This is a genomic window from Marinomonas sp. SBI8L (assembly GCF_001624705.1).
In the GTDB taxonomy this organism is placed as follows: Bacteria; Pseudomonadota; Gammaproteobacteria; order Pseudomonadales; family Marinomonadaceae; genus Marinomonas.
Window position 1 is genome coordinate 425,829 of sequence record NZ_JSEO01000001.1, and the last position, 26,347, is coordinate 452,175.

Below are 26,347 nucleotides of genomic sequence, written 5' to 3' on the forward strand. Positions count from 1 at the left end.
TAAAATCATATTACTGAATATGCTATCTCAAGAGTTAGCCAAATCACAGAATTGAATTGGCTAAATCAAGCTATCTATATTAGTAAATTAAGCTGACTTCCTCTGTACTGGGATATGTAAATACAGCTCGCTTTTAGGGTCTGCAATATTAAAGCCTTGGCCATAGAGCTCAAAGTCTGGCTTTTCTACATAATCATAATCAGACTTAGGTAACCAGCTTCCCCAAATATACTTTAGAGTTCGCTCTAAGTTTGCCACCGATCCCCTATGCACAAATTTCGCATACATTTGCTCAGGGAGTTCTCTGCTTATCATTCCTTCTGGAATATTATCAAAGTTTTCAACTGCGACTGTGCAAATATAACTAAAAGACACATCATCTTCTTGTTCTTGATACGACTCATAAATACCAAAACTATCCGTACCTAATCGGTTTGGAATACTGTCTCTATAAGGTGCGAACGCAGACCATAATTTTGGCAAGCTTAAATCAGCACTGTCGTATTGTCGTGCGACACCCACCAGTTTTATTGCAAGGCGAATGATAATTTCTGGCTCCATGCTGATTTCATTTTGTAAGAAACTCAGCATGTGCGGGCTAAATTGATCCTTATAAAGCAAACGAAATGGCTCATTTTGTTTGCGATATTGGGCTGGCGTAATATTAAACAAGCTCTTAAAGGCACGTGTAAAAGCCTCTTGTGAATCAAACTGACACTCAAGAGCAAGCTCTAAAATACCTGTATCATCCTGCAATAACTTGTTTGCAGCCACTGTTAACCTGCGCTTGCGCAAGTATTCTTTCGGCGTATCTCCCACCAAGGCTTTAAAGATACGGCTAAAATGGTAAGTCGAATAAAAGGATGCCGCTGCAATTTCATGTACAGAAATCTTATCGAACAGATGCTGCTCTATATAATCAATACTTTAAAAAAAACGTTGCACCTTATTTCCTTGTAAAAAATGTTTGAAGCTAGGTTACCTGGCTTGATTTGTAACTCAGAACTTCATTCAGACGCCTATTCATTTGCTATTCGCATATTATAAATGCTCACTACCTATATAAAAGGCGACTTGTTTAAAGGCTAAATCCCTATCTGGTACCAAGGCCTGATAGGCAGACGCATTAAATAAAGCCAAAATACTCTCTCTATCAGGAAACGAAATGACTGCTATTTCTCTCGATACGGGTTCGCCCTGTACTTGAGCTGAGTTATTCATCTTGGCTGAACTTAATTGCAAAGCAATATCATAACTTGCAACTGGCACAGCCCCATAAGTTTGGAACACACTAGGTACTTTTGCTAAATAACAATTAAGCGCCTCAGTTTGCTCTGGATCAGGTACCGCTTCAATCAATAAAAAGACAGGTAAAGGCATTTCCATCACTGATACCCTTACACGCTTTTCAGCTTACTAGCAGCTGAACTCTGAGTTAGGTGATTTTCGGCATAGTTTTTTAAATCTTTTAGTAAGCCTTTAAACGCCGCACCAGCGCCTAGTTTTAATAAAGGGTATAAAGGATAGACAAAGGCTTTAATTTGAGGACGAGATACCCAAATTACTTGCGATTGATTCCTACCTAGGGATTTTACCGTCATCGACACTACATTTTTCTTAATAGGTATAATCGCAGGCACATTGGTAGAAGTCACCTCGAATGTCAGACTCTTATTAGCCTCATCAAAGGCAGTAATGACCTCTTTAACTTTAGCGCCAACAGCTTTATCACTCAGATGACAAATACGCCCTTCCATTGGTGCTCCTTGCTTACTATTACCAGTACCAATCGCATAGGAATGCGGGATAGGTCCCATCCATAAATGTGCTTGGTCAAAATCATAAGCAATAAAATTCCACACTAAGTCAGCAGGTTGGTTAATCACAATCTTCTTAGTAATTTTCATAATAATCTTCTCTCTATAATACGTTTCTAAGCCCTTAGGCGATGAAGATAACGATAGGGATTAAACCGCGTGTTTTTTTGATATTTCTTGCTGTGTTTTATTTTAAGCAGATAGATGAATTTACATAAGCTACTGTCACTTAACGAAAAAAAACGTTGTGTAACGAAAGCCTATTGACTTAATAAAGTAAAAATATGAAACTCAGTTCCAAATAATAAGCATATAACCATTTCATAACTTTAAATTAGGATAGGCAGTGAAAATCACGTCATTTGTACTAAAGAATGAGATTGGTGATTGGGTAGAAATACTCAATTTTGGCGCTCGCATCATGAAGTGGAGCACCCTAATTGACCAAGAAAGCCGCAATATTATTTTGGGCTACGAGCATTTAGATGACTACCTTGAAGACCCATTCTATATGGGTGCAATTGTGGGCCCTTATGCCAATAGAATTGGCAATGCAGAAACCTCGATTCTAGACACTAGGATTAACTTAGATCCAAACCAAGCGCCTCATCATCTTCATGGAGGGAACTTCAATCTGAGTAATCAAATTTGGACCGCAGTCGAAAAAAGTGGCAACAGCCTCACGTTAAAATGTCAGCTTGAAGACGGGTTAAGTGGCTATCCAGGCAAACGCGTTTTTTCTGTCAATTACCATCTATCAGACGATGCTTGCCTCACTATTAAATTACAAGCAACCAGTGATAAAACCAGTATTATTGGCCCTACTAGCCACCCTTATTTTAACTTATCAGGTGCTGGCAAGAATCACCTCGGACATAAACTTCAAATATTTGCAGAGCAATACACCAAGCTAGATGAAAGCAGCATACCAACAGGGGAAATCACCTCTCTAATCGGCACTGAGCTTGACTACCGGCAACGAAGGAAACTGCAAACAGCCTTAGACAAAGACAGGTTAGATCACAACTTTATTCATGCCTCTAAACTCAGCCCATTACAAGCTATCCTTACTAGTCCAGATGAAAAACTGACCTTATCAGTCTCAAGTAATTATCCCGGTTTACAAGTGTATACGGGCAACTACCTAGACCAGCCTTTTCAAACACAATCCGGTATTTGCCTAGAGCCACAGTTTTACCCTGATAGCCCTAATCGAACAGCGTTTCCGTATCAACATACAAAACCAGATGCTGTGTTTGAAAAAATAATCCAATATCAGTTAGTGAAATAAGTGCTCTAATCGTAAAAGCCAGTTGCACCTTTAGTGACAACTGGCTTTTCTTTTTAAGTTTTGAGTTTGCTTCTTTTTAGGCCTCTATTTTTGCGAAACTTGGAACTCACCTACCAAAGAGTTTAATTTCATACTGGATAGACCCACACGTGAAGAACGTCTTTGCAAAGCGGCAATAGAACGTTTCATTTGTTCGGTTGCTGCTCCCATTTCTTGTGCTGTATTGGCATTCTCTTTATTGCTCACGTTAAGCTGAAGAATATCTTGGAACATATTATCGACCAGTTCATACAAGCGATTATTCTGATCATTCTCCTGCTCATTGACTAACAGGCTCTTATCAACATTCTCCGCTTCTTTTTCCATAAAGTTCACAGCAGATTGCGTCTCTTTCTGAATACCTTCAAGCATGGTTTGTATTTCTTCTGCGGCACAGGCTGTACGAGATGCAAGATTTCTCACCTCATCCGCCACCACTGAAAAGCCACGACCATGCTCACCAGCTCGTGCCGCTTCTATCGCTGCATTTAAAGCCAGTAAGTTAGTTTGATTAGTTATCTCAGTAATAGTATCGATTATGCTGGCAACTTCATTGGTTTTTTCATCCAAAGATTTAACCGATTCAGCTGTCGTACGCACCACGTCTCTTATCCCTTGGGTACTTTGTTTAACTGCATTGATACGAGATTCAGCCTCTTCAACAACCGTGTCCATCGTTTGCTTTAAGGTTTGAGCTGTATGAGAGGCCTCTTGAACTTCTGTGATCTGTTTTTCGAATACATTAAGCATGGACTCTACGGTTTTTTCCAGATATTCGGAGGCTTGGCGGGCTTCCTCATTAGTGTGAATCATAAATTCGTTTGAGCACTTCACATTGCCACTGGCAGAGATAACTTGCCCCATGGTGTTATCCAAATTATCAATAAAGCTATTCATCCAGCGGCCCATATCACCCGTTTCATCTGCTTTCAGGCCTTCCTCTTCTAGCCTTTGCTTTAAGTTGCCCTCACCTTCTGCAATTGTCTGTATGACATTCGTCATTTGAGTTAAATGCTCACTCACATCTTTGGGGCCAAATAAATGAAAAACATAACCTGCTAAAATCAAGCTTGAACCCGTTAAACCTGCAATCAAAAGAGTGGAAAGATCGGTAAATGAGGTTAGGCCAATTTGCAGGGCAAGTGGAATACTGGCCGCAATTGCGTAGCCTTTCATCAAGCGTAGGTTGAGCGAACGACGACGATACACTTCTTCCAAATCACCTTCACACATCATGCCCCAAATATCAGGGCTACCTTTTAGCTGAAAAGTAACCCCCTTACCTATGACAGGAATATGTCTGTAATCTGAATAACCTGGATAAGTGACAAAGAGATTCTGCCCATTTTTGATGGTTTCACGAATGCCCGGGTGTAGCTCTTTCGTTGCTGGATCAGTAAAACGTATTTCAAATTCTGTATGTTGATTAACCTTTACGACACCCCAATCAGTCGTAACACCCGACTTAAGATTTTCACCATGGCTAAAAGTATTATCTTCAAAACGAGAGCGAGATAAGGCAGTACCGGGTAAAATGCCAGCATCAAAATTTGCTTCCACCATGAATAAGTAATTATCACCCGATTCTTTATAAATATGCCCTGCTTCCCTTTGGATCAAATCCCCAAGCACATCATTAGGTACACGAGCACAAACGGCTCCTAGCACTTGATCTCCACGCTTAATTGGCAAGTAAAACATTAAGGTAACAGCATCATGAAACTTAGAACTTGTAGGCCCTATTTTCAGGGTATTCTGATCAATATAAGGGCCATGAAGAAATGGTGCAGTAAGCCCTTGAGATAAAGCATTCGCATTCAAATCTTGTTGATTTTTATGAGCTTTGTAGGTGGAGTTGATCACCTTGCCTTGATTATCAACCACAAAATACTCTGACACATCGCGGGCAAGTTTTAGCCTTTCTTCTAACAAGCTTAAATCAATGACTGGGTAGGATTCTGAAAAGATTTCTAATAAAACATCAAGATGGGACCATTGGCTGTTCACCCAAGTATTTAATAACTTTACTCGAGTATTGGCGATGCCTTCAAAGGTCTGTTCAACGGCTGGATAAATCCCTTTATTCAAATAACAGGACCAAGAAAGTGAAAGTTTGCCATTGTCACCAAACCAAGGAAGCCAGCTTTTTTCTGCTTGGGTTAAGGACATGAGTGAACTTTTAAGTGCCATGTGTGCTCCATTTTGTTTTTATATACAAAACGAAACAAAGCAATAGACTTGCCAACAGATAAATTAACTCTTATTTAACAATTAGTTAAAACATTCCACTGAATAAAAGATATACGACACTATCTTTAATTATTGGAGTAAGTAACAAAGTGTATACAAGAAAGGCATAAGTAGATATTTAGCACCAAATCAATGCATTAAAGATCAATAATAGTGCGAATTTATTATTGGTAGGCTTCCTATTAAATAATAGTCTTGAATAAGGGCAGCCCCTTATCCAAGGAGTTAGATTCAAATAGCGTCATTTAGCTTCTTAATTAAAGCTTGGTTTTCTGGTGTATCTTTACATAAAAGGCTGTCTTCATGTGACGCGACAGGGGAGGTTTTAGTATGAGGAAATGGGTCTTTACTCGCTGAATAAAAGACATCATAAATATCCGGTGTATAAGCAACCATATAATCTAAACTGCTTCCCTTTGATAAAGCAGCAGTCTGAAACAACTAAATTGGCCCCGAGTTTATTTGGGTAAGACTATCATTAATATCAAAAATAACACCTCGAATATCAGTGATGCCCATTTCACTTAATCGAGCAGAATGCATTTCTAGATAGATTTGAGCTGATGTTTCATCTTTAAAAAGATAAACCCCACCCCCTAGTTTTTCCTTTTCACTCTCTGTCCAAATTTTCCAAATCATGCCGGGTTCATTGTTAATTGAATGTGCAATGTCTTCTAGCGCTGCGCTCATTTCATCACCAAAAGGACCATTAAATTGAAAGTCTACTTGTAATAATTTTTGCATCTAAATCTCTCCAAAACGAATTATTAATAGGCTTTGACACCAACAGACTCGTTAAAAAGTCAGTGGGTTAATGCCAACAAGGTGATAATACCTTTAATAATTAGACTTAAAAGTTCATAATTTAATCACTTATTGTAGAGAAAATAGACAAATGAGATTGAAAAGCACCTTAGAGCAATGGGTGACACTTCAAGCTGTTGAACGCTGCGGTAGCATTCAATCTGCTGCAGAGTCACTCAATAAAAGTCACACCACACTGATTTACGCCATCAAAAAATTAGAAGATCAATTAGGTCTCAGCTTAGTTGAGGTTAAAGGTAAAAAGACCCATTTAACCCAAGAAGGAAAAGCCATTTTAAGACGTGCTGATGCCATGATAGAACAGGCACAGCAATTAGAAATAATCAGCCAACAGCTGCAAGCAGGTACTGAAACAGAAATAACCTTATCCATAGATCATTTATGTGACCCCAATTGGATCTATCCAGTATTGGCTCGTTTTTATCAGGACAACCCAACAACCTCTATTCAGTTGGTCGAAACCACCTTATCCGGCACCCAAGAAGCCGTTTTATCCCAAAAAGCCGATATAGCTATCATTAATATTCCAATTACAGACTACCCGGCTGATATATTTGGAAATACTAAGATGCTGGCGGTAATTGCATCACACCACCCCCTGGCTCAAAAAGAAAAGCTCTCTTTTTCGGACCTTAAAACTATCACTCAAATAGTAATTCGTGATGCAGCATTTGAAGCGAATGTCACAGCATTCGAACAAGAAAACAAACAAGAGAATATCAATGTCGGCTGGCTTAAAGCAGAACAGAGACTGACGCTTGATAATTTCGAGCAGGCCCTTAGTGCAGTAAAAGCGGGAGTTGGATTTTGCCGCTTGCCAGAGCACCTCATTCAAGCAAATCAAGACAATAAATTAATACAGCTTAAGCTAGATAACTCCGCTAGTTATCAGATACCAACACATATCACATTGCCCAAAGGAGAGAAAACAGGCCCAGCAGCTAGACAGCTCTATGAGCTTCTACTGGCCAGTGCATCTGAGCGTTTATAATAAGAGGTGATAAAAGCTCATGCTGAGCTAATTATCAACAATTTCTATAAAGTCATTCACCCTGAATACCTATTATCATAGGCAGTAAGTAAAAATATACTCTATTCCATGGATTTGAGATCAAACACCTTTAGATAAAAGTGGAAAGCTAACCGTTAAAAAAAGCATACCACTGTGTATTTGATCTCTCCCCAACTCACTAAAAATTGAGCACAAGTCATACTATCTAAAAAGATTGATGATAAAGCTAAGCCTTGGAGAAATGAGATGAGCAAAACAATACTAATCACAGGTGCTACTGATGGTATCGGCCTAGTGACAGCCCGTAAATTAGTAGAATCAGGCCATAAGGTTCTGCTGCATGGCCGTAATGCCAGCAAGCTTAATGCTGTTATGGAATCCTTGGCTGAATATAAAAATCAAATCCAAGGCTATATCGCAGACTTGTCTAATCTAGAACAGGTGACAAAACTTGCCCAAGAACTGCTTAGAACACAGACTCAAATAGATGTTTTAATTAATAACGCAGGGATTTTAAAAGCACCTAAAACCCAAACCCAAGCAGGGTTAGATGTACGCTTTGTTGTAAACACGCTAGCGCCTTACCTTTTAAGCCAAAGTTTAATGCCACTTTTTAACAAGGAAAGTCGAGTTGTAAGTCTTTCTTCAGCAGCGCAAGCACCCATTGATATTCAAGGCTTGTTAGGTAATAAAGGTTACCACAATGACATGGCAGCCTATGCACAGAGCAAACTGGCGCTAACTATTTGGTCTAAAGGCTTAGCCGACGAACATGCAGAAACAGGCCCTTCTTTTATCGCGGTCAACCCAGGCTCCTTGCTAGCGAGTAAAATGGTGAAAGAAGGTTTCGGTGTTGCAGGTAATGATCTAAGCATAGGGGCAAACATCTTAATAAAAGCAGCCTTGTCAGATGAGTTTAGCCAAGCCAGTGGCCAGTATTTTGATAATGATATTGGAAGGTTTTCAGACCCACACCCAGACGCTTTGGATAAAGTAAAAATTGAAACTGTCATGAGTGCTATTCACACACTGGTAAAGCCTCATATTAATACCTCTCTTTAATGGCTTATCCAGTTAGTAAACTAACCTAAAAAGACAAAAGCATGAGAAACAGGAACGCCCTTAGCTTCACTGTTTCTTATGCTGGTCTGCTAGCGCGCCTTGTCGTCCAAAAGTATGCCGTAATGCTCAACAAAGTTAGCCCAGCCATAACGTAATAAGCTGCTGCTAAACCAAACCATTGCACACTTAAACCTGCGATTAAATAAGTGATTAGCCACCAACAATGAGAAAGAGAAAAGTGTGCCGCAAAGTAAGGGGCTGTTTCTTTCCCATGACAGGTTTTAACTATGATTAAACCAGCGGTAGTTTGAATACAGGACATGCCAATTCCCATTGCCAGACAAAATACAATAAAGCCTAGCCAGTTAGCTGTTATTACAGGAATAAAAAAAGCCCAAAAGACGGTCAGCATTCCTAACCAATGAAAGCGAGTAAAACTGAAATTTTTAACCCAGTGAGGCAGGCCCAAAGCAATAAACATAGAGCCTAAGCCAACAGCCATCATAGCCATTGCCGTTTCACTCTCACCTCCTTTTAATATGTCATGAACATAAACCAAGAAGCAAAAAGCCAATTAGTTCAGAGTCAGCCTGCACAAGATAAAACGCTTATGTCAGATACTCTCACTATAGTGTTAGAAAATGGCGAAGCTGCGGAGTTAAAAGTGGCGTTAGCCAAAGGTTTGTATGTTGATTTTGATTGGCGCGCCGATGCTAAAGTCAATTTTGATAACCACGGTGATTCAAACAAGATACGCTATCACCCTTACTCAAAAGGCAAAGGCGTTACCGAGGATAAAGGCCGCATTCAAGCTGCATTTGACGGCTACCATGGTTGGTTCTGGCGTAATCGCTCCGGCAAGCAAGTTAGCTTGACCATCAATTTCACTGGGGAATACACCAAGGTTAAACGGGTTTTATAAAACTTTTACTTAGCCTTAAACAAAATGGCAGATATTTAATTATCTGCCATTTATACACACCTGGTTCAATTTTTAAACGTTAATCACGCGATTAGAAAGCAAAGATTACTCAATTTCAACTACCACTTTACCCATGCCTTCACCACTAGTTAGTCGAGCATAAGCATCATTAACTTGATCAAAGCCATAACGATTTTCGTCTAATACAGGTGTTAAGCCACCCTCTTCAACAATTTTTGCTAAAGAAGATAAGACCTCAGCATGATCCTGACGCTTATAGTTGTGCAACATAGGAATCAGCATAAAAACAACATGTAATGACAAGCCTTTAAAGTGAGCAAGAGTCAGGTCTAAATCCACCATAGAAACGGTTGAAGCCACATGGCCATTTAACGCAGCCGCTTCAAAAGAGTTAAGCATATTCATACCACCAACCGAATCATAAACAATGTCAAAACCTGCTCCTTGAGTATATTGCTCAACATAGTCAGCAACGGATTCAGTTTGGTAGTTAATCGCTTTTGCGCCTAGTTTTTCAATCAAGCCTAACTGGTTATCGCCGCCACCTGTGGAATAAACATCAGCGCCAAAGTAGTTGGCTAATTGCAAGGCAACATGACCTACACCACCAGAACCACCATGAACTAACACTTTTTGACCGGCTTGGATTTGAGCACGCATTAGGCCTTCATAAGCGGTAATACCGACTAAAGGCAGGGCTGCAGCTTCACGCATGGATAAGTTGTTAGGTTTAAGCGCAACGAGATTTGCATCAACAAGCATGTACTCAGCCAAAGCACCTTGTAAGTCAGCTAAACCACCAGCACAACCGTAAACTTCATCACCCACTTGGAAATTTTCAACACCTTCACCCACAGCTTCAACGACACCTGCGAAGTCCATTCCTAGTATCGCAGGTAGCGCTGGTGATAAAGGTAAATCAGGGCCCATCAGCTTGATCATGGTATCCACAGTATTCACACTGCTTGCAGCCACTTTCACCAGCACACTTCCCGTAGTCACGGTTGGTTTTGCTTGTTCATTGCTTTCAAAAGTGCTGTTTTCGCCATAAGTATTCAAGATTATTGCTTTCATAGATCCACCTTAGATTGAGCTTTCATCTAGCGATAAGAAAAACGCTAGGATAGTCGTTTATTGGCTCTGACTCTTGCCAGAAATAATTAATGACACTGAGTATATGAGTTAGCATTTCTATTGATAATTAGGCAAAATATGAAATCACTTTATAGCTTTTATTGATAATCATGAATATTGATCACTTAAGACTTTTTGTCCGTATTGCGCAAACCCATAACATTAGCCAAGCAGGACAAGAGCTAGGTTTATCTCCTGCAGTAGCAAGCTCTCACATCAATAAACTTGAGTCAGGCCTTGGGGTAAGGTTGATTCACCGTACTACGCGTAAAGTCTCATTAACGGAGGAAGGGATTGCTTTTTTCCCTCACGCTGAAGATGTCATTGCCAGTGTTGAAGCCGCCCAAGCATCCGTTGGTGCAGGAAAAAGCACCCCCAGTGGCACCCTGAGAATCTCAACACCCGCCTCTTTTGGCCGAATGCATGTTTTACCTGCCTTAGCCGACTTTATGGAACGCTACCCTGAGATTAAGATCGACCTTAAGCTTTCAGATACCATAGTCGATCTCGTTGAGGGAGGGTTTGATATTGCCATTCGAATCTCGCAACTCAAAGATTCAAGTTTAATCGCTAAAAAGCTTTCTGATGACAAACGCATACTATGCGCTTCGCCTGGTTATATTAAAAAGTATGGTGTACCGAGTAACCCAGAAGAACTTCATCAGCACCAATGCATTTCTCTCATTGGCCTTGAAGATTGGAGTTTTGAAACAGCAAAAGGTCCAGTCAATTTTAAAGTAAAAGGTAAGTTTCGTACGGACAATGGCGAAGCGGTGAGAGATGCAAGCATAAGCGGTATCGGCATTACGATTGGCTCTAAATGGAGCGTCTACAAACAGATTCAATCCGGTGAACTGGTACATATCATGCCAGAGCACCCTCTCATATCAGAAACAGCCATCTGGGCGGTTTACCCAAGCTCACGATTATTAGCCCCTAAAGTCAGGGCCTTTATCGATTACTTCAGTGATTATTTTGGTGATAAACCTTACTGGGAATAAAAACTTCTAAGGCTTTAAATGAGTATATTATGTACGCTTGAGCCTTTGTCTTATGCGGCTTAACGCCACTGGGGTGATACTCAAATAAGAGGCAATTTGTTGTTGGGGGATCTTGTCTTTTAGCTCAGGATAATCAACACAAAAATCAAGGTAGCGCTTTTCTGCTGAATCTTTCACAAAGCTGCTTTCTTTCTCTTCTTTGAGAATAAAGATCTGCTCCATAAAATGGCAATAGCACTCTAAAAAGCCCTTATCTTGTCGCATCTCATCAAAGAAACTGTGCCAAGGGTAAGAAATGATCATGCAGTCCTCAAGAGCTTGGATACCAAATAAGGCCTTTGTGCCTTTTATTGTCGCCCTTGTAGAACCTATGATTCGAGGTGATTTAGCAAAAGACTGGGTATATTCTTTGCCGGTTTCAGACACACTGACATAACGGACTTGTCCTGTGTGTAAGAAATATAAACGATCAACTTTTTCCCCTTGCTGAAATAAGAATTCGCCTTTGCGTACAGGCTGTATTTGCATGGATTGAGTAAAATACTGCCAATCTATGCCATAACCCATTTGATCAAAGTAGTGTTTAAAGCTTGCTTCTAACAGTGCCTTATCCATTCGGCTTCCTTTTTCTAAATACGCTTTAGCTAATTACGCTTTTTCTGGTACTTGTTTATTCATGTTTTCTTTATTTCGGCTTTCCTGTGAAGGTTCTACCTCAATCAAAACAAATGCCAGCCATAATAAACCCAAACCTAACATAAAGCCGAGGTTAAATAGCTTATCCAATACGTTATTCGCAAAAGCGCTATAGAGTGCCACCCAAACAGGGATACTGTAAGAGAAGGCTAATAACCGATTCGCTCCAACACTTGCTACCAAATGCTGCTGTAAAATGAAGGTAAACAAGGTCGCAAACACGGTGAGATAAAGGCCGTTAAGCCAAAAACCTTTTGCTAGCCAACGAAGCTTATCAAGCTCTCCCCAGATAAGGGCGATGGGAATAAGCCAAAGCGTACCAAACAGCATTATCATAAAAGCACCTGATAAGGGTGCGAGCTTGCGCCCCCACTTTTGTACACTTACCACATGTATGGCTAATAGCACACAGGCAGCAAGAAAGATGAGATCCCCCCTATTCCAATTCAGTAAACCGAGTTCAGCAACGTCTGAATTTATGTCATTTTGACTATTAAACAACACCAAACAAGCCGCAATCGACCCTAATATAAAACCTAATAATTTGATGCCGTTTAACCTTTCACCAAGCCATAGTTTTGCAATAAAAACGCCCATTAAAGGCACCAGAGTATAAAGTACTGAGGTTTTAAGAGGAGTCGTGTATTTAAGCGCCACAAACAGACCAATAAAGAAGCCGACTAAGGCGCCACTTATCAGCACATACTGCAGGCACAATATTCTTGATACAAACAAATCAGATAATGCTTGGGTCCGATTTATTCCCGCCCGCTGCCAGTTAGCAAGCAACAAACCAGAAATCAGTACAAGGGCCAAAACAAAGCGAAAAGCGGTGGTTGCGATTGGGCTAGCAAAGGCTTCCATATTGCCTGATACAACAAAAGAAGATGCCATCAACCAAGCCCAAACCAATAAGCTAGAAACCCCTTTCATCATTTTTAATGGCCTAGCTTAGGCACAAGAAAGCGGTCAAACAAATGCGCCGTAATCGCCTGATCCAGAGCTAAACCAAAGCTCTCTGTTAAAATATTGTGCAATGCATCTGCCGAGTTAACCTGTTCAGTAAGCTCAGTACGTTGACCTGATTCATCGGTAAAACGGGTTAACAATTCATGGTTTTTTAAGGCGATAATCACCTCATCATTTTTTAGACTCACCACCAAATTATTAACAAATCCCGCCTCTGGATACTTATGAGAGAAGAAGTGACTTAACTGGCAATCTGCATCTGAGTAATCGGCTAAATCAAAACGGTATAAAGTGAAGAACTCACCGCCTTTAAAGATTTGCACGTCATATTCTAGTGTCTCCAACTGCTTTTGCTCAGACAGTGAGATGATACGATAAGTTTCTCCCCCTATGTCTTGCTCTTTATCTAACTCAAGAGTAAGCGGTAAACTTGGGCCATACGCGCCAAATCCAGTATCAATCAGATAAGTTTCGCCCTGAAGTTTAACTAAGCTAACCCTGTGGGTTCTAGGTGCTTTTTTCTCTTGGTTATAAAGGACACGAGCTAGCTTTAATTGCACTTCATAACCTAATGCACTTAATAATTCATAAGTAAGCTTATTATGCTCAAAGCAATAGCCACCCAAACCTTGAGTCACTATCTTATGGCTTAAGCTATCTGTGTCCAAAGGTAGCTCTTCACCCAGTACAACTGCCAAGCTATTAAAGCTGTATTTAGCAATATGCTTATTTTGCAAAGCTGCAACAAATTCTAAAGAAGGCTCGCCCTCGTGGGTTAGCACTAAGTCGTCTAGGTAGTTTTGTAAACTGCTTGATAAAGTCATGTTCTACTCCTGTAATGTCATTCAATGAATGTCAGAATATGGGAGTCAAAGAGAGAAGGAATTAACCCAGGTTAATTTTGAGAAAGTTTTTTAAAACACGCCATTCTTTAAATCTATTTCACCAAAAGCTAATTAAGACTGTTTCAGTTTTTGCACTTTTTCATGCATGAGTATTTCGCTAGCATAAATTGAGCGCCGTTCAGAAAAATCAATTTATGTTTATCTTTATTAGCGCCTTTATTGCTGGTGCACTTTTACCTCTCATCATCTCTGCGCTGACGTGGAAGTCTGAACCAAAATTAAGCCGTAACCTGTTTATTCTAAGCTGCTTTTTGTACCTGCAAATTTTGGGGGAGATGCTCTTCAAAGTGAATGATTTAGGGGCTTACATTAAATACTTATCTGCATTTTTTGTTGTCTTTAGGTTAGTTCACCTCGCTTACATCACTCAATTAGGCATCAGGCTAATTAAAAGAGCAAACCCCTTACCTAAGCTACTTCCAATCACCTTAATTCTAAATACTCTTGTCTGGCCCATGGTATTGATTAGTCTTGTCAGTAAGTTCTAAAGGCACTCTCTTCACATAAACTTACTGACATGACTATCTAAATTCAAAGATTAGAGAGTAAACCCATTAGCCCAGGAAACTCTTCTTCCAACTCTTCCCGCCTTAACTTAGCAAGAGAATGGTTTCCACGGTCGATATGAGAAATTAAACCCACATCCTTCAATAATTTAAAATGATGAGAGCGTGTTGCCTTAGCCACAGTTAAGCCAAAAGAAGTACAGTGTCTTTCTGCCCCATTTTCATCATTAATGAGATCCACAATGATTTGCAAACGTATTGGATGAGCTAATGCTTTCAGTATTCCCAGCATAGCCCCTTGCCTATTGCTCTTATCAGCGCTCTTTTCTATCTCGCTAGCCATCTCTTCTCCTTTCTTATCCTTTAGATCGGCCTTAACTTTTTATTATACCCTTTGTGACACAACAGCTAACTAACACCTTAAAACATGCACAGCTATTGACATAAAAATCATGTCACTATAAGGTTCGATAAAATTCGAACGTATATAAAATAAAGGACGTACCACGTTTTCTATACGTATAGAATATTTCTTACCATTCTAGTAAGAAATGAAATAACTGTCATGGATTATCGACACAACAAATTTAATGGAAGATTTTAGCAATGCAGAAAGCAAAACAAACCAGTCAAAGACTCACCCTCTTCACAGTGTTATTAGCTGTATTTGTCGTACCAAGTTCTATCTCAGGCACAGCGATCGCACTACCTTATATCAATGCAGATATTCAAACAGATCTTGCCAGCTTACAATGGGTGGTTAATGCCTTTAATCTAACATTCGCGTGTTTTACCCTAATTTGGGGCAAAATATCCGATATTTGGGGTAAAAAGCGATCTTTCTTTATTGGTGCTTTTATTTATACCTTAGCGTCCGCAGGCTCAGCACTTTCAACGAATGCGCTAGCGCTTGATATATTTAGAGCGTTTGCAGGTGTCGGTGGTGCTGCCATTTTTGCATGTGGTAGTGCGATATTTATTCATACGTTTGAAGGTGATGCAAGAACCAAAGCCTTTGCCCTATTTGGTACAACAGCAGGCCTAGGGATTACCTTAGGCCCGACTATTTCAGGTATTCTTCTTGATTCGATTGGTTGGCAAGCAATCTTTTTCATGCATGCTGCCGCTCTCTTCTTGGTTTTAATTGTCAGTGTCAAAATACCAGCAGGTCAGGCTCAAGGTGGCTCTATTGCTCACATAGACCTTGAGGGATCTTTTATCTTTATCTCTAGTATGTTTATGCTAATGCTAGCCCTTTCTAAAGGTTATGACTGGGGCTGGAAAAGTGAGGCTATCTTGCTCAGCTTTGCTGGTAGTGTCATCTGCTTCCTTGGGTTTATGTTGCATATTAAGGTTGCATCATTCCCACTTCTTAAGATTGAGTTAATTAAAAACCATACATTCTTAGGCTTGATCTTGGTACCTGTTGTAGCAAGTTTCACCTTTGTGACTCTGTTAACTTACTTCCCAACATTTTTAACCGGCTCAATGCAATTTACTGCATCTAAAGCAGGCTTAATCATGCTGTTTCTAACCGCACCCGTTTTGGTTTTCCCCTTGCTTGCGGGCAAATTATCAGCGAAAGGCGTCAGCACAAACCTACTCATGTACTTAAGCATTATCAGTATGCTAATCGGTGCGATCGCGCTTATTTTTGCAGTGCAAAACCATATTTCTATCATCACAATAGCCTTTGCTTTGATACTCATTGGTATAGGTATGGGGATGTCAGCAGGTCTTGTGGATGGCCAAGCTCTAAGCAGTGTCAATGAAAGCGATGTAGGCATGGCTGCTGGTTTGCTAAATACCTTCAGACTCGGTAGTGAAGCAATTGGCGTTGCTATTTATGGGTCATTATTAAGCTCTCTTGTTAGCAATATGGTGCCTATACAACTTAAAGAGCACATCGTTTTGAACACAGACAGTTGGGTTAATGCGATTTCCTCAGGCAACTTTATGAGTATGTTACCCCAAGGGAAAGCTGATCAAGCGGGCATATTTGAAACCATGTCTAGCATCTATAACAGCGCTTTTGTTACGACGAATATCGCACTAACAGGGATGGCGCTTATTGCCTCTATCTTGGTTGTTTTTCTTCTTAGTAAAGAAAGGAGAGAAAAGAAGAAACAAGCAATCCAAGAGAAAGCTTACAACCTTTAGTAAAGTACATTTATAAAGGCTAAAGGCAAAAAAGAGAGGCCTAGATGCTAAGCCTCTCTTTTTGTTTGTTATACCCTATCTAAGGTTTATTCATTCGTATCAGGTGTAAAGGCTTGATTCAAATTAACCGCATTCAAAGAAGGCGCAGTACTGCCACCAAATACATAGATCTCCTTTCCAACACTGGCTGCGGCTAATCCATGTCTGGCTGTAGGCATAGCTTCAACTTCCCCCCAAACATCTGTTTTTGGGTCATACACCCAAGTACGATTAAAAATCACTTCATTTGGAAACCACTGCTCACCACCAAAGGCATACAGTTTGTCATCCATGACAGCCACTGCAAGGCCAGCCTGAGCCAGAGGCATTGCGGCTTTAATCTGCCATTTATCTGTTTCTGGATCATATACTTCTAGAGTATTAAGGTTGTTAAGCCTGAGTTTACCCTCTGGATCATGTTGATTTTGACGACCACCCACAACATAAATTTTGCCATTAATCACCCCAGCTGCCGCACTGTTTCTTGGTGTCGGTGCATCAGCTAAACGAGTCCAAGTATTCGTCTTTGGGTCATAAACTTGTGTCAGCTTTGTTTCCACATAATCATCTAGATGTTTGGTATTAGGCGTTTCAGCTAATCGTCCACCTATAATATAAATTTTATCCTTAACAACCGCACCAACATGTTCACCACGAGGTGTTGGCATATCACCTGCAGATGCCCATACATCAAGCTTAGGGTCATATACAAAGATAGAAGACTGCACCTGCCAATCTGGTACAGCACCATAAAAGCCACCCATGGCATACACCTTTCCCTGCACACTAGACAAAGTAATATGATGACGCTTTGCTGGCAGTGGTGATAACAGCTGCCAAACATCATTTTTAGCATCGTAAGCACTAAATTGGTCAGTAAACGTATTCTTGTTGCCAACAAAACCACCTGCCACATAAACTTTGCCATCCAAGGTATCCGTATAGATTTCTTGGACCGCTGTTGGCATAGGCGCCACATTACGCCAATCAGCAAAAGATGGTGTTGCCAAACTAATCGCAGCACTCGTACAAAGGGTTAAAGCCAAGGTATGTAAGCGCATCGCCTATATCCTCTAAATGTAATTTCTATTGAGATAATTGTTCGTTAAGCGTATGAGTGGCTAATAACACTTAGCCACTCGCAAAAGCGTTAAGACAGACTACGTAATGGCTAAAGCGTGACTATCACTTTACCAACACTACGACCAGCTTCGATTGATGTATGCGCTTCACCCAGTTTTTCAAATGCAAAGGTTTGAGACACATGAGGCTTAATGGCACCGCTTTCTAACCAGCTACTTAAAAGTTTCATATCCTCGCCATTAGATTGAACCAACAATTTATCGATAGAAACCTCTAGCGCATCAGCTTTTGCCTGCAAATCAGCTGGAATCTCCATCAGCGTGATAGAAACCAATCGACCGCCTTTACCAAGAACCGTTAGCGATTTTTCTGCCGTGTCTGCAGAGACAGTATCAAAAACAAGATTCATATCTGATACGGCCTCTTCAAATGCTTGAGTACGGTAATCAATATGCTCATCTGCACCTAAAGACATAACAAAATCGAGATTTTTGCTTGAACTCGTTGATACGACATAAGCACCCATTTTTTTAGCGATCTGAACAGCAAAGTGTCCAACTCCACCAGAACCTGCATGTATGAGTACCTTATCTCCTGGAGAAACACGGCCCTTAAGTGCTTGCAATGCCGTTAGTGCTGCCAAGGTTGTTGCTGCTGCTTGAGTGAAACTGGTGCCTTTTGGAATTGCAGCAAGGTGAGACTCTGGTGCAGCCACGTATTCGGCATAAGCTTTACCATGGCCAGGAAAATTAACCATACCAAATACCTTGTCACCAATTTGATACTGGCTCACTTTATCGCCAACCGCGACAACAGTCCCTGCGATATCCCAACCCAAAACAATAGGACGCTCTGGGCTAATCAACATATTTAGACCTTCATTTGAGTATTTCACCTTGGTATCAGCAGGGTTAATACTGATTGCCTGGTTTTCAACTAGGACTTCATTATCTTTCAATTCAGGTTTAGCGATATCTTTAAGGATAAGGTTTTCAACGCCACCAGCTTGTTCAAGTAAAATTGCTTTCATTTTGGATGCTCCTTTTTAAGCTAATTGAGTTACAAAGTTCATGTATTGCTGCATATCACCTATCACGCTCTGTTCCATTAATTGGCCGGTGGTGACTGCATAAGGTTGATGGAAGTGAATGTCCCAAACATCTGACTCTTGACGCCAGTGCTCATAAACCACCAAGGTGTCTTCTTGGCCTTGCACTTCATAAAGGTCAAACAACAAACAGCCAGCTTCATGACGAGTCTGTTTAATGTGCTCTTCAAACTGAGTTAATAACGCCGCTCTGTTTTCCAACGAAATTTTGAAAATGAAAAAGATATTAAATTTAGGATCAGAGTCATTCGCTTTAATTGGAGCAACAGGAAATGGTTGAGTATCCGTTAAGTGAAAACTCTCTGCTGGTATCTCCAAGGCTTCTCGCTCTAATTCATTTAATACTTTGCGGTGAATAAGTGTTTGGTGATGATCAAGTGCGACGTCATCTTCCCAACGGGTATATATGAAAAAAATATTAGGGTCAGTATTATCTTGATAAAGACGTGCAGCTAGATTGCCAGCTTCCTTTAAGGTTAAGGCTTGCACCTCTAATAAAGCTTGTGAAACAGCATCTTTAAACTCTGGTTTAGCAGTAAATTTTTCAACTTGGGTAGCAGGCATGATACTTACTCCTAGTAAATGTCTGTGCATTGATTAAGTAAGATGCATATTAATAAGTTTGAATTTTGGTATCATCTAGCTAAATTAGGAATTATATTCCTTAATTTTGGGATAATATTTTCATTTAGCTGTCATATCAGGCTAAATTCGACTCATGCTCTCTCTTCAAGCTGGAAACAAGATGAACTTAGATCTGAAAAATTTAGCCCTTTTTTTAAGGGTGGCTGAGCTAGGTAAGATTGGGCGTGCTGGTGAAGAATTCGAGCTTTCTAGTACTAACGCTAGTCAGCGAATTCAACAACTGGAAACCCAGGTAGGAGTAAAACTGTTTCATCGCACCACGCGTACTGTCACACTGACTTATGATGGCGAGGTATTTCGCGAGCATGCTAAACGTATTTTAGATGATGTAGAAGAAGTCTCTAACGTCTTTAAAACAGATAAAAATAAGGTAAAGGGGAAAATTAAAATCAGTGTTTCTTCGTCATATGGTCGAATTTACATCGTGCCCTTTATTCCTGCATTACTAAAACGCTACCCTGATTTAGAGATCGATTTAGATCTCAGCGATAAAAATATCGACCTTGTTGAGCAAGGTTATGATCTTGCCATACGTATTGGAGACCTCACCTCTAACAGTCTATTAGCCAGAAAGCTTGCTGATAACCCAACACTTTTGGTTGCCTCACCTGACTATGTAAAACAGCACGGCATGCCAAAAGCACCAGAAGAGTTAAAACAACACATCTGCCTACCCTTTGCGAACCTAAACAATTGGACTTTTAAAGATACACATGGAGAGCTGATAGATGTCACGGTAAAAGGCCCGTTAACCATAAATCTTGGTGATGCAATAGGTGATCTTGTAGAAGCAGGTATGGGCATAGGTATGGCTTCATACTGGCACGCTGCTCCTGCAATAAAAGCAGGTAAGCTAGTTCAAATATTGCCAGACTTTCCTATCTGGCCAGAAACCAAAATATGGGCGGTCAGACCAGCAGGTCGCATTATGCCTACTAGAGTAAAAGCCTTTTTAGACTTCATTGAGAAAGTCATTTTTGAAACCAATCAAAAGCGCTATGGCAGTCTAATTAAGTAGTGAGTGATTAAATCAACACAGAGGCCAGAAGCCTCTGTGTTTTTTACAAATACTAGTTTGCTTGATAAGAGAATCGGTACAAGGTGTAAGGGGCTTTCGCATTCCCTAACCCTTGGCTAAAAACAGGATGCTGATGCAACTGATCTTGTGTCACATAAACATAACCATTACTTAGGGCAAAACTATCTGGCCAAGACAAACGCTTATCTTGTACTAGAACTTGATACTTGCCTTTGGTGGTTAAGCCAACTGCACTGTTTTCAAGGTCTGACACTATGATGCCCTGCTTAGAGTAAGCGATACCATCACTTGGGTTCTTCGGCCCAAAGACTTCGATCTTGCTTTCGATTTGAGAATCAGACAGTGCATTATTCACTAGTGCCATAGCTGGTACACGATAAATTTTAGTACCAGTAAAAGCACCAAAATAGATCCACTCACTCTCTTCATCCATAGCAATTGGGTTTAAACCAAAACGCAGTTTAGTCGTTTTACCCTCTGCTGATTTTGATGCTAAAAGAGACGCTTCTATCACGATGTCTCTGTCTTCTGGCATCAAGGTATCCGCATTTTCAAGGGCACGTTTAGCTTGACCAGAGGCAATATCGACTACAACAAAGGCAGGTTTAGTTGCTCCAGCAAAGTTTCCAAATGTCATATCAGCAATGATGATTTTCCCGTGTTTTTCATCTATCACAAAATCTTGCAAGAAAGAATTTGCGGCAAGTGCAGAAGCTGGCAGTTCAATATTATGGGATAGTTTATTGAGCACAGTATCCCAAGCGATCAATTTAGCAGGAGACGCTTCACTGCCCATGTCTAGCATCCATACCACCCCTTTGCTATCTGAATGCACACCAATAACCGCAGACAAACCTACCTTGCCTATCTCTGGACCATCCGCCCAATCTTGAGTAGGAAATGGACGCTTAACCCCATTTGCCATCACTTCGACAACTGTTACCTTAGGACCATCAAGTGGGTGCATACTGATAATGATGCGACCTTCTGGCGTAATTGTAATACCGCCACCACGATAATCTTCAAACTGAGTTACCGCTTCTAACGCACCTATTTTAAGATTATGTGCTGTATGCGCTTGATTGTTTGAAGCCGCAGACACTCCCATCGATAAAGTGGCTCCCATAATAGATAGGCTCAATAAAGTTGCAGATAACTTAACGTTTTTCATGTGAACTCCCGTTTAAATAATTTAATCAAAATAGAAGAAAGCAGTGTCTGCCCCTTCGATAAAAGCCATATTAATGGCGGATTAAATCTCTTTAAACAGGATAATAAATGAATCTTTATCTAATATTTTTGGATAATAGTGTAATTTAATCCCTACTTACTAAATACTATTGAGGACATAGATAAGTAAATTTAACAATTTTTGAGTAATATTTTGATCTAGCAATCAGCTTTCTACCCCATGAGAGACAATCCAATTTTGTAATTGAACCTCGGCCGATTTTTCTGAAAGACTTTTATCAATCGCCACCACATACCAGGTACATCGAATCACTCGGTCATCTAACTTTATCAACTCACCCGATTTTAATTCCTTTTTGCAAATCCGCTCATCAGCCAAAATAATGCCCTCCCCATCCACTGCGGCATCAATAGCTAAAGACAAATCGGAATAAACTCTTCCGTCCTTCCAATGAGAACTTTTTGGCTGAAACTTTTCGTACCATTTACGCCATATTTCTCTACCGTTATCGTGAATTAAAGGGAAATCATGAAAGTTATCAAGATTCTTACTTCGCTTTAATTGCTCGTAAAGCACAGGGGAACAAGCAGGAAAGCCATCAATAGGAAGTAGCTTTTGATAATAGTTTTGACCTAAATGTGAGATTCTTTCTTCAAAGTGAATAATCATACCTACATGATTTTCACCTAACTTTGGAGGAGTCCAGGCAGGCTTTAAATCGACTTGAATATTAGGATGTAGTTCACAGAATTGAGTGATTTTTTTACGTAACCATCTAGAAGATATAGCAGGCTCAACACTGACAGTTATGGACTTTTGCGACCCAATTCCCAGCACGCTATCACAAGCGTCTCGTAAAGTTTGAAACGCATTAGCGACTTGCGGTAACAGCATCGCACCTTCTACTGACAGCTCAATTCTATTGCCATAACGAATAAATAAAGATGTCTCTAAACGCTCTTCTAATTTTTTAACATGCTGACTAACCACACTGTGACTGACGTTCAGTTCAGCCGCCGCTTTCGCGAAACTGCAATGACGAGCAGCAGATTCAAAGGCTCTTAACGCATTTAAGCTTCTTAATAAATCAGCCATAACACCCTACTTTAGATTCGGTTTGAGTTTTCAGCGTATAAAAAAGCTTCGCTGAACGCAATTTAAATCTAATTTTCGGATCAGTGTGATGCTCCTAATATAACGCTAGACAAACGCAGGCTATTAAAAATCGTCATTAGAGGCATCATAGTGAAAAATATAAAACGAGATCTGATCGAAGGAAAAGCAGCATTATTAGTTATCGACATACAAGCAAGTACATTTATTGATGATAGTGAAGTTCGCTCTATCGCCAATATGGAAGGCTTTAAGCAGAGAATGCTTAATTCACGTATTGCGATAGATAAAGCTCGCGAAGTAGAAATTCCAATTATTTATGTTCAAGAAATACATAGAGCAAACCTGATTGACTTTGGGCGAGAGCTAGACGGAGATGAATCAATCCACTGCTTAGACAATCAGCCAGAAACAGAACTAGCCAAAGAAGAAATGGGCTACCAAGAAGGTGATTACGTTATACAAAAACGGCGTTATTCATGTTTTTTTGGGACAGACCTCGAAATCCTATTAAAGGGATTAAAAGTCGACACCCTTATATTAGTTGGCGCTTTAACAGATGTATGTGTGCATTACACATTTGTTGATGCTCACCAATCCGATTATTTCTGCCGTGTCATTGAAGAATGCGTAGCTGGCTCCTCTCTTGAGGCTCATCACGCGTCTTTAAATGCGATGGAATATCTGCAAACAGGCGCCATCAGAAGCTTAACGCAAACAATCGAAGCCATGTCCAAAACTCAGATTTAACCTTTTTGTGACTGCGTCAACTGCACTTAACGGCTAAATGATTGATAGAAGATACACGCCCGACAATCAGCAAATATCTTAAGGTACTCAGTCAATCTTAGCGACGCGACACATCATTCTAAAAATAAAATAATAGGCTAGAAAGATGAATACAAATATACCCACTTACGCTCGAAAGCCCTTCCTATGGGAAGCGTTAATCTCATTGTTATCCCTTATCTCTGGGGTGACTTTTTCTATTGTAAAATATGGACTAGATCCTCAAATTCCGATGATTCTAGGAGTTATTGTTGCTTCTTTAATTGCATTAAGATGCGGTTTTAAATGGAAAAGCATTCAAAACGGAATGGTTAAAGGTATCTCTTCAGCAATACCAGCCGTCATCATTTTAATTGTTGTCGGTATCATGGTGGGAATCTGGATTTTAGCCGGTGTTGTCCCTGCGATTATTTATTATGGTTTAGAGCTTATTTCGCCAACCTTCTTCCTACCTGCCACCCTAGTTATCTGTGCCATTACATCCGTAGCAACTGGTACCAGTTGGGGGACAACCGCAACCGTCGGTGTCGCTTTAATCGGCATTGGAGGCGGACTAGGTTTTCCTTTACCCCTTGTAGCAGGTGCAGTTTTATCTGGTGCCTATTTTGGCGACAAGATGTCACCTTTATCCGATACCACAAATATCGCCTCAGCAATGGTGGGCATCGATGTATTTAAACATGTAAAGCACATGTCCTACACAACCAGCTTTACCTTTGTACTAACCTTTATCATAGAACTGATTATTGGATTAACCTATGACGCAGGTGCGGGAAATTTAGCCCGTATCAAGCATATCCAGTCAATTTTAGCTGCCAACTTTAACCTTAATCCTATTGTTTTTGCCCCCATACTCATTGTTATTGCTGTTTCTTATAAGAAGGTACCTGCAATTCCTGGGATCACTATTGGTGCTTTAGTCGGCGTCTTATGTGCTGCGCTATTCCAAGGAGCAAATTATGAGTCGTTAGTACAAGTAGCCTCCAGTGGTTTTGAATCAATTACAGGAGATCCTGATGTAGATACCTTATTGACTCGCGGTGGTATGGATTCAATGATGTTTGCTATCTCTTTAATTTTCACCGGTATGATGTTTGGTGGTGTCATGGAGAGGACTAGTCAACTACGTGTCGTGGCTGAAAAGATTTTGACCTATGCACGTTCAACGGGCTCTTTAGTCGCGACAACAGCATCAACATGTGTCGCAGCGAATATCATTTTATGTGATCAATACATGGCAATTATCATGGGGGCTAGATCATTTTCTACTGCCTATGAAGAGCAAGGTCTTGCACCAGAAAACCTTTCAAGAGCGGTTGAAGACTCTGCAACAGTTACTGCAAACCTAGTCCCTTGGAATGCTGGTGGGGCCTATCAAGCCGCCACACTTGGTGTACCAACCTTTTTATATTTACCCTTTAACTTCTACTGCTGGCTATCGCCTTTAGTCACTATCTTGTTTGCTTACATGGGATGGACCATGACTCGACTAGAAGATAGGGAACCAAAAAACCAACAAGTCGTTAATGGTCAAGCCCCCGAAGATGAATCCAAACTAGCAAATAACCTCAAAGTTTAAATTTGTACCCTTAACCCTTTGCGAAGTTGGCTCACCACTGGCTTCGCTTTTTTAATGCTACTTCTTCGCATAAATCTAAACCAGATTAAGGATTCAACATGGGTTTAAACAAAAGCATGCAAGCAGCAACGTTAGCCATATTGGCTTCTGCTATTTTAAGCTTTACAGATAACTTTGTCGGCCTTGTGTCCCAAGAAGCAGGCCTATGGCAATTTCAGTTATTTCGTACACTCTTCGCCCTACCTATTTTATTTTTTGGACTTTATCTATTCAAAATACCTTATAAAATTAAGAGCTTAAAATTAGTCTCTATTAGAAGCTTTATTATTGCCTCGGGGCTTTTAGTCTACTTTGCTGCCTTAGGTTTTTTACCTGTAGCCCAAGCAGGCGCTGGCCTTTTTAGCGCCCCTATTTGGGTGTTAATCTTCTCCATTATTGTCTTTAAAAACAAAGCAAAATCATCCCAAATAGTTGCCATTACACTGGGCTTTATTGGCGTGCTTATGCTGTTACAACCAAGCACTGAGTCCTTATCCTTTATGTCACTTTTTCCTCTCATTGCTGGGGCTTTTTATGGGTTTGGCATGCTTATCACGCGCTACTGGTGCGCTAATGAGTCCGCTTCAACATTAACTATTGGCGTCTTCATTACTATGGGGTTAGTGAGTGCAGTAATGCTCATTATTTTATCGATTTGGCCAGTAACGTCTAAAGAGTTTCTTTGGCAAGAGTGGAAAACAATTACACCTACATTCATTACCCTTACCTTAGGCCAGGCTTTAGGTGGCGTCATTTCTGTCGTCCTCATCACTCAAGCATATAAAATTGGAGAGCCCTCTTTCACCGCTGTCTTTGAATACACTTTTTTAATCTTTGCCGCGCTATGGAGCTATCTCCTATGGGAGCATACAACCAATACACTGGCGATAATTGGGATAATGATAATTCTAATTTCGGGTACAAGCTTATCTATTTTGTCTAGCAGTAACAAAACAGCCAGATCACTTAAACCTAGCTAAAAAGCCTTGATACCATCATCAATTCAAACTAACAGCCATACACACCAAATCATTACTAGTTTAAATAAAAGAGGTTTTTAATTACAAACGATACAAATGCATTTGATAACCATTTGCATTTAAACCTTAAT

General features: G+C 40.3%; 28 protein-coding genes. 11 read left to right on the forward strand and 17 right to left on the reverse strand.

All coding sequences use genetic code 11. The annotated features are described in order from the left end of the window. Positions 1 to 87: 87 nt before the first annotated feature. The 3 genes from OA91_RS01795 to OA91_RS01805 form a co-directional block, all read right to left on the reverse strand. A complete protein-coding gene (locus tag OA91_RS01795; RefSeq protein ID WP_331709776.1) occupies positions 88 to 924 on the reverse strand; it encodes an AraC family transcriptional regulator in 837 nt (278 codons plus the stop codon). Between the two features lie 117 nt (positions 925 to 1,041). Continuing rightward, the gene (locus OA91_RS01800; RefSeq protein WP_063337783.1) at positions 1,042 to 1,386 is read right to left on the reverse strand and encodes a DUF1330 domain-containing protein; all 345 of its coding nucleotides are present in this window, start codon (positions 1,384 to 1,386) and stop codon (positions 1,042 to 1,044) included. A gap of 11 nt (positions 1,387 to 1,397) precedes the next feature. Beyond that, positions 1,398 to 1,907: an SRPBCC family protein gene (locus OA91_RS01805; RefSeq protein WP_063337784.1), complete on the reverse strand. Its 510-nt coding sequence runs from the start codon at positions 1,905 to 1,907 to the stop codon at positions 1,398 to 1,400. Positions 1,908 to 2,163: 256 nt separating this feature from the next. Between OA91_RS01805 and OA91_RS01810 the strand changes: the two genes are divergently transcribed. Then, positions 2,164 to 3,108 (forward strand): aldose epimerase family protein, encoded by a 945-nt coding sequence (locus OA91_RS01810; RefSeq protein WP_063337785.1) that lies wholly within the window; start codon positions 2,164 to 2,166, stop codon positions 3,106 to 3,108. A gap of 84 nt (positions 3,109 to 3,192) precedes the next feature. Here the strand turns inward: OA91_RS01810 and OA91_RS01815 are convergent, their stop codons facing one another. The 3 genes from OA91_RS01815 to OA91_RS01825 all read right to left on the reverse strand — a co-directional run bounded on the left by OA91_RS01815 (position 3,193) and on the right by OA91_RS01825 (position 6,141). Then, the gene (locus OA91_RS01815; protein ID WP_063337786.1) at positions 3,193 to 5,337 is read right to left on the reverse strand and encodes a methyl-accepting chemotaxis protein; all 2,145 of its coding nucleotides are present in this window, start codon (positions 5,335 to 5,337) and stop codon (positions 3,193 to 3,195) included. 291 nt (positions 5,338 to 5,628) lie between these two features. After that, positions 5,629 to 5,838, reverse strand: a complete 210-nt coding sequence (locus OA91_RS01820; RefSeq protein ID WP_063337787.1) for a hypothetical protein — start codon at positions 5,836 to 5,838, stop codon at positions 5,629 to 5,631. Further along, a complete protein-coding gene (locus tag OA91_RS01825) occupies positions 5,839 to 6,141 on the reverse strand; it encodes a monooxygenase (protein WP_063337788.1) in 303 nt (100 codons plus the stop codon). Between the two features lie 151 nt (positions 6,142 to 6,292). Between OA91_RS01825 and OA91_RS01830 the strand changes: the two genes are divergently transcribed. Both OA91_RS01830 and OA91_RS01835 read left to right on the forward strand, forming a co-directional pair. Next, entirely contained in the window at positions 6,293 to 7,213 is a 921-nt protein-coding gene (locus OA91_RS01830; RefSeq protein WP_063337789.1) for a LysR family transcriptional regulator, read from the forward strand. Between the two features lie 267 nt (positions 7,214 to 7,480). After that, positions 7,481 to 8,296, forward strand: a complete 816-nt coding sequence (locus OA91_RS01835; protein ID WP_063337790.1) for an SDR family NAD(P)-dependent oxidoreductase — start codon at positions 7,481 to 7,483, stop codon at positions 8,294 to 8,296. Between the two features lie 76 nt (positions 8,297 to 8,372). Here the strand turns inward: OA91_RS01835 and OA91_RS01840 are convergent, their stop codons facing one another. Further along, positions 8,373 to 8,807, reverse strand: coding sequence for a hypothetical protein (locus OA91_RS01840; protein WP_063337791.1), 435 nt, complete (start codon positions 8,805 to 8,807; stop codon positions 8,373 to 8,375). Positions 8,808 to 8,840: 33 nt separating this feature from the next. Here OA91_RS01840 and OA91_RS01845 point away from each other — a divergent pair, with 33 nt between their 5' ends. Continuing rightward, the gene (locus OA91_RS01845) at positions 8,841 to 9,218 is read left to right on the forward strand and encodes a hypothetical protein (protein WP_063337792.1); all 378 of its coding nucleotides are present in this window, start codon (positions 8,841 to 8,843) and stop codon (positions 9,216 to 9,218) included. A 105-nt stretch (positions 9,219 to 9,323) separates the two neighbouring features. Here OA91_RS01845 and OA91_RS01850 read toward each other — a convergent pair whose 3' ends face one another. After that, positions 9,324 to 10,313, reverse strand: coding sequence for a zinc-dependent alcohol dehydrogenase family protein (locus OA91_RS01850; protein ID WP_063337793.1), 990 nt, complete (start codon positions 10,311 to 10,313; stop codon positions 9,324 to 9,326). A 170-nt stretch (positions 10,314 to 10,483) separates the two neighbouring features. Between OA91_RS01850 and OA91_RS01855 the strand changes: the two genes are divergently transcribed. Then, positions 10,484 to 11,374, forward strand: a complete 891-nt coding sequence (locus OA91_RS01855) for a LysR family transcriptional regulator (protein WP_063337794.1) — start codon at positions 10,484 to 10,486, stop codon at positions 11,372 to 11,374. 27 nt (positions 11,375 to 11,401) lie between these two features. Here the strand turns inward: OA91_RS01855 and OA91_RS01860 are convergent, their stop codons facing one another. The 3 genes from OA91_RS01860 to OA91_RS01870 are packed head-to-tail and all read right to left on the reverse strand — an operon-like array spanning position 11,402 to position 13,863. Continuing rightward, on the reverse strand, positions 11,402 to 11,989 hold the full coding sequence (locus OA91_RS01860; RefSeq protein WP_063337795.1) for a Crp/Fnr family transcriptional regulator: 588 nt from the start codon (positions 11,987 to 11,989) through the stop codon (positions 11,402 to 11,404). Between the two features lie 33 nt (positions 11,990 to 12,022). Further along, a complete protein-coding gene (locus OA91_RS01865; RefSeq protein WP_063337796.1) occupies positions 12,023 to 13,006 on the reverse strand; it encodes a DMT family transporter in 984 nt (327 codons plus the stop codon). A 2-nt stretch (positions 13,007 to 13,008) separates the two neighbouring features. Further along, positions 13,009 to 13,863 (reverse strand): arylamine N-acetyltransferase family protein, encoded by an 855-nt coding sequence (locus OA91_RS01870; protein ID WP_063337797.1) that lies wholly within the window; start codon positions 13,861 to 13,863, stop codon positions 13,009 to 13,011. Positions 13,864 to 14,078: 215 nt separating this feature from the next. Between OA91_RS01870 and OA91_RS01875 the strand changes: the two genes are divergently transcribed. Next, positions 14,079 to 14,432 (forward strand): hypothetical protein, encoded by a 354-nt coding sequence (locus tag OA91_RS01875; protein WP_063337798.1) that lies wholly within the window; start codon positions 14,079 to 14,081, stop codon positions 14,430 to 14,432. Positions 14,433 to 14,475: 43 nt separating this feature from the next. On the opposite strand, the gene OA91_RS01880 is transcribed toward OA91_RS01875, so the two are convergent. Beyond that, positions 14,476 to 14,793 (reverse strand): helix-turn-helix transcriptional regulator, encoded by a 318-nt coding sequence (locus OA91_RS01880; RefSeq protein ID WP_063337799.1) that lies wholly within the window; start codon positions 14,791 to 14,793, stop codon positions 14,476 to 14,478. Between the two features lie 263 nt (positions 14,794 to 15,056). On the opposite strand from OA91_RS01880, the gene OA91_RS01885 reads away from it, so the two are divergent. Beyond that, positions 15,057 to 16,610, forward strand: a complete 1,554-nt coding sequence (locus OA91_RS01885; RefSeq protein ID WP_063337800.1) for an MFS transporter — start codon at positions 15,057 to 15,059, stop codon at positions 16,608 to 16,610. 86 nt (positions 16,611 to 16,696) lie between these two features. Here OA91_RS01885 and OA91_RS01890 read toward each other — a convergent pair whose 3' ends face one another. From OA91_RS01890 to OA91_RS01900, 3 genes are all read right to left on the reverse strand, one after another. Beyond that, positions 16,697 to 17,710 (reverse strand): Kelch repeat-containing protein, encoded by a 1,014-nt coding sequence (locus OA91_RS01890; protein WP_082827738.1) that lies wholly within the window; start codon positions 17,708 to 17,710, stop codon positions 16,697 to 16,699. A gap of 110 nt (positions 17,711 to 17,820) precedes the next feature. Then, entirely contained in the window at positions 17,821 to 18,762 is a 942-nt protein-coding gene (locus OA91_RS01895) for an NADP-dependent oxidoreductase (protein WP_063337801.1), read from the reverse strand. A 15-nt stretch (positions 18,763 to 18,777) separates the two neighbouring features. Continuing rightward, on the reverse strand, positions 18,778 to 19,404 hold the full coding sequence (locus tag OA91_RS01900) for a putative quinol monooxygenase (protein WP_063337802.1): 627 nt from the start codon (positions 19,402 to 19,404) through the stop codon (positions 18,778 to 18,780). A gap of 181 nt (positions 19,405 to 19,585) precedes the next feature. On the opposite strand from OA91_RS01900, the gene OA91_RS01905 reads away from it, so the two are divergent. Beyond that, complete coding sequence (locus OA91_RS01905; RefSeq protein WP_063337803.1) at positions 19,586 to 20,503, forward strand: LysR family transcriptional regulator; 918 nt, start codon at positions 19,586 to 19,588, stop codon at positions 20,501 to 20,503. A 52-nt stretch (positions 20,504 to 20,555) separates the two neighbouring features. On the opposite strand, the gene OA91_RS01910 is transcribed toward OA91_RS01905, so the two are convergent. Together OA91_RS01910 and OA91_RS01915 are read right to left on the reverse strand one after the other, a co-directional pair. Beyond that, the gene (locus OA91_RS01910) at positions 20,556 to 21,695 is read right to left on the reverse strand and encodes an L-dopachrome tautomerase-related protein (RefSeq protein ID WP_063337804.1); all 1,140 of its coding nucleotides are present in this window, start codon (positions 21,693 to 21,695) and stop codon (positions 20,556 to 20,558) included. A 225-nt stretch (positions 21,696 to 21,920) separates the two neighbouring features. Next, positions 21,921 to 22,811, reverse strand: a complete 891-nt coding sequence (locus tag OA91_RS01915) for a LysR family transcriptional regulator (protein ID WP_063337805.1) — start codon at positions 22,809 to 22,811, stop codon at positions 21,921 to 21,923. Positions 22,812 to 22,961: 150 nt separating this feature from the next. Here OA91_RS01915 and OA91_RS01920 point away from each other — a divergent pair, with 150 nt between their 5' ends. From OA91_RS01920 to OA91_RS01930, 3 genes are all read left to right on the forward strand, one after another. Continuing rightward, positions 22,962 to 23,579, forward strand: coding sequence for a cysteine hydrolase (locus OA91_RS01920; RefSeq protein WP_197477697.1), 618 nt, complete (start codon positions 22,962 to 22,964; stop codon positions 23,577 to 23,579). Positions 23,580 to 23,724: 145 nt separating this feature from the next. Then, a complete protein-coding gene (gene nhaC / locus OA91_RS01925; protein ID WP_063337807.1) occupies positions 23,725 to 25,197 on the forward strand; it encodes a Na+/H+ antiporter NhaC in 1,473 nt (490 codons plus the stop codon). A 98-nt stretch (positions 25,198 to 25,295) separates the two neighbouring features. Beyond that, positions 25,296 to 26,216 carry a DMT family transporter gene (locus OA91_RS01930; RefSeq protein WP_063337808.1) on the forward strand — a complete coding sequence of 307 codons (921 nt, stop codon included), beginning with the start codon at positions 25,296 to 25,298 and terminating at the stop codon, positions 26,214 to 26,216. Positions 26,217 to 26,347: the final 131 nt, after the last annotated feature.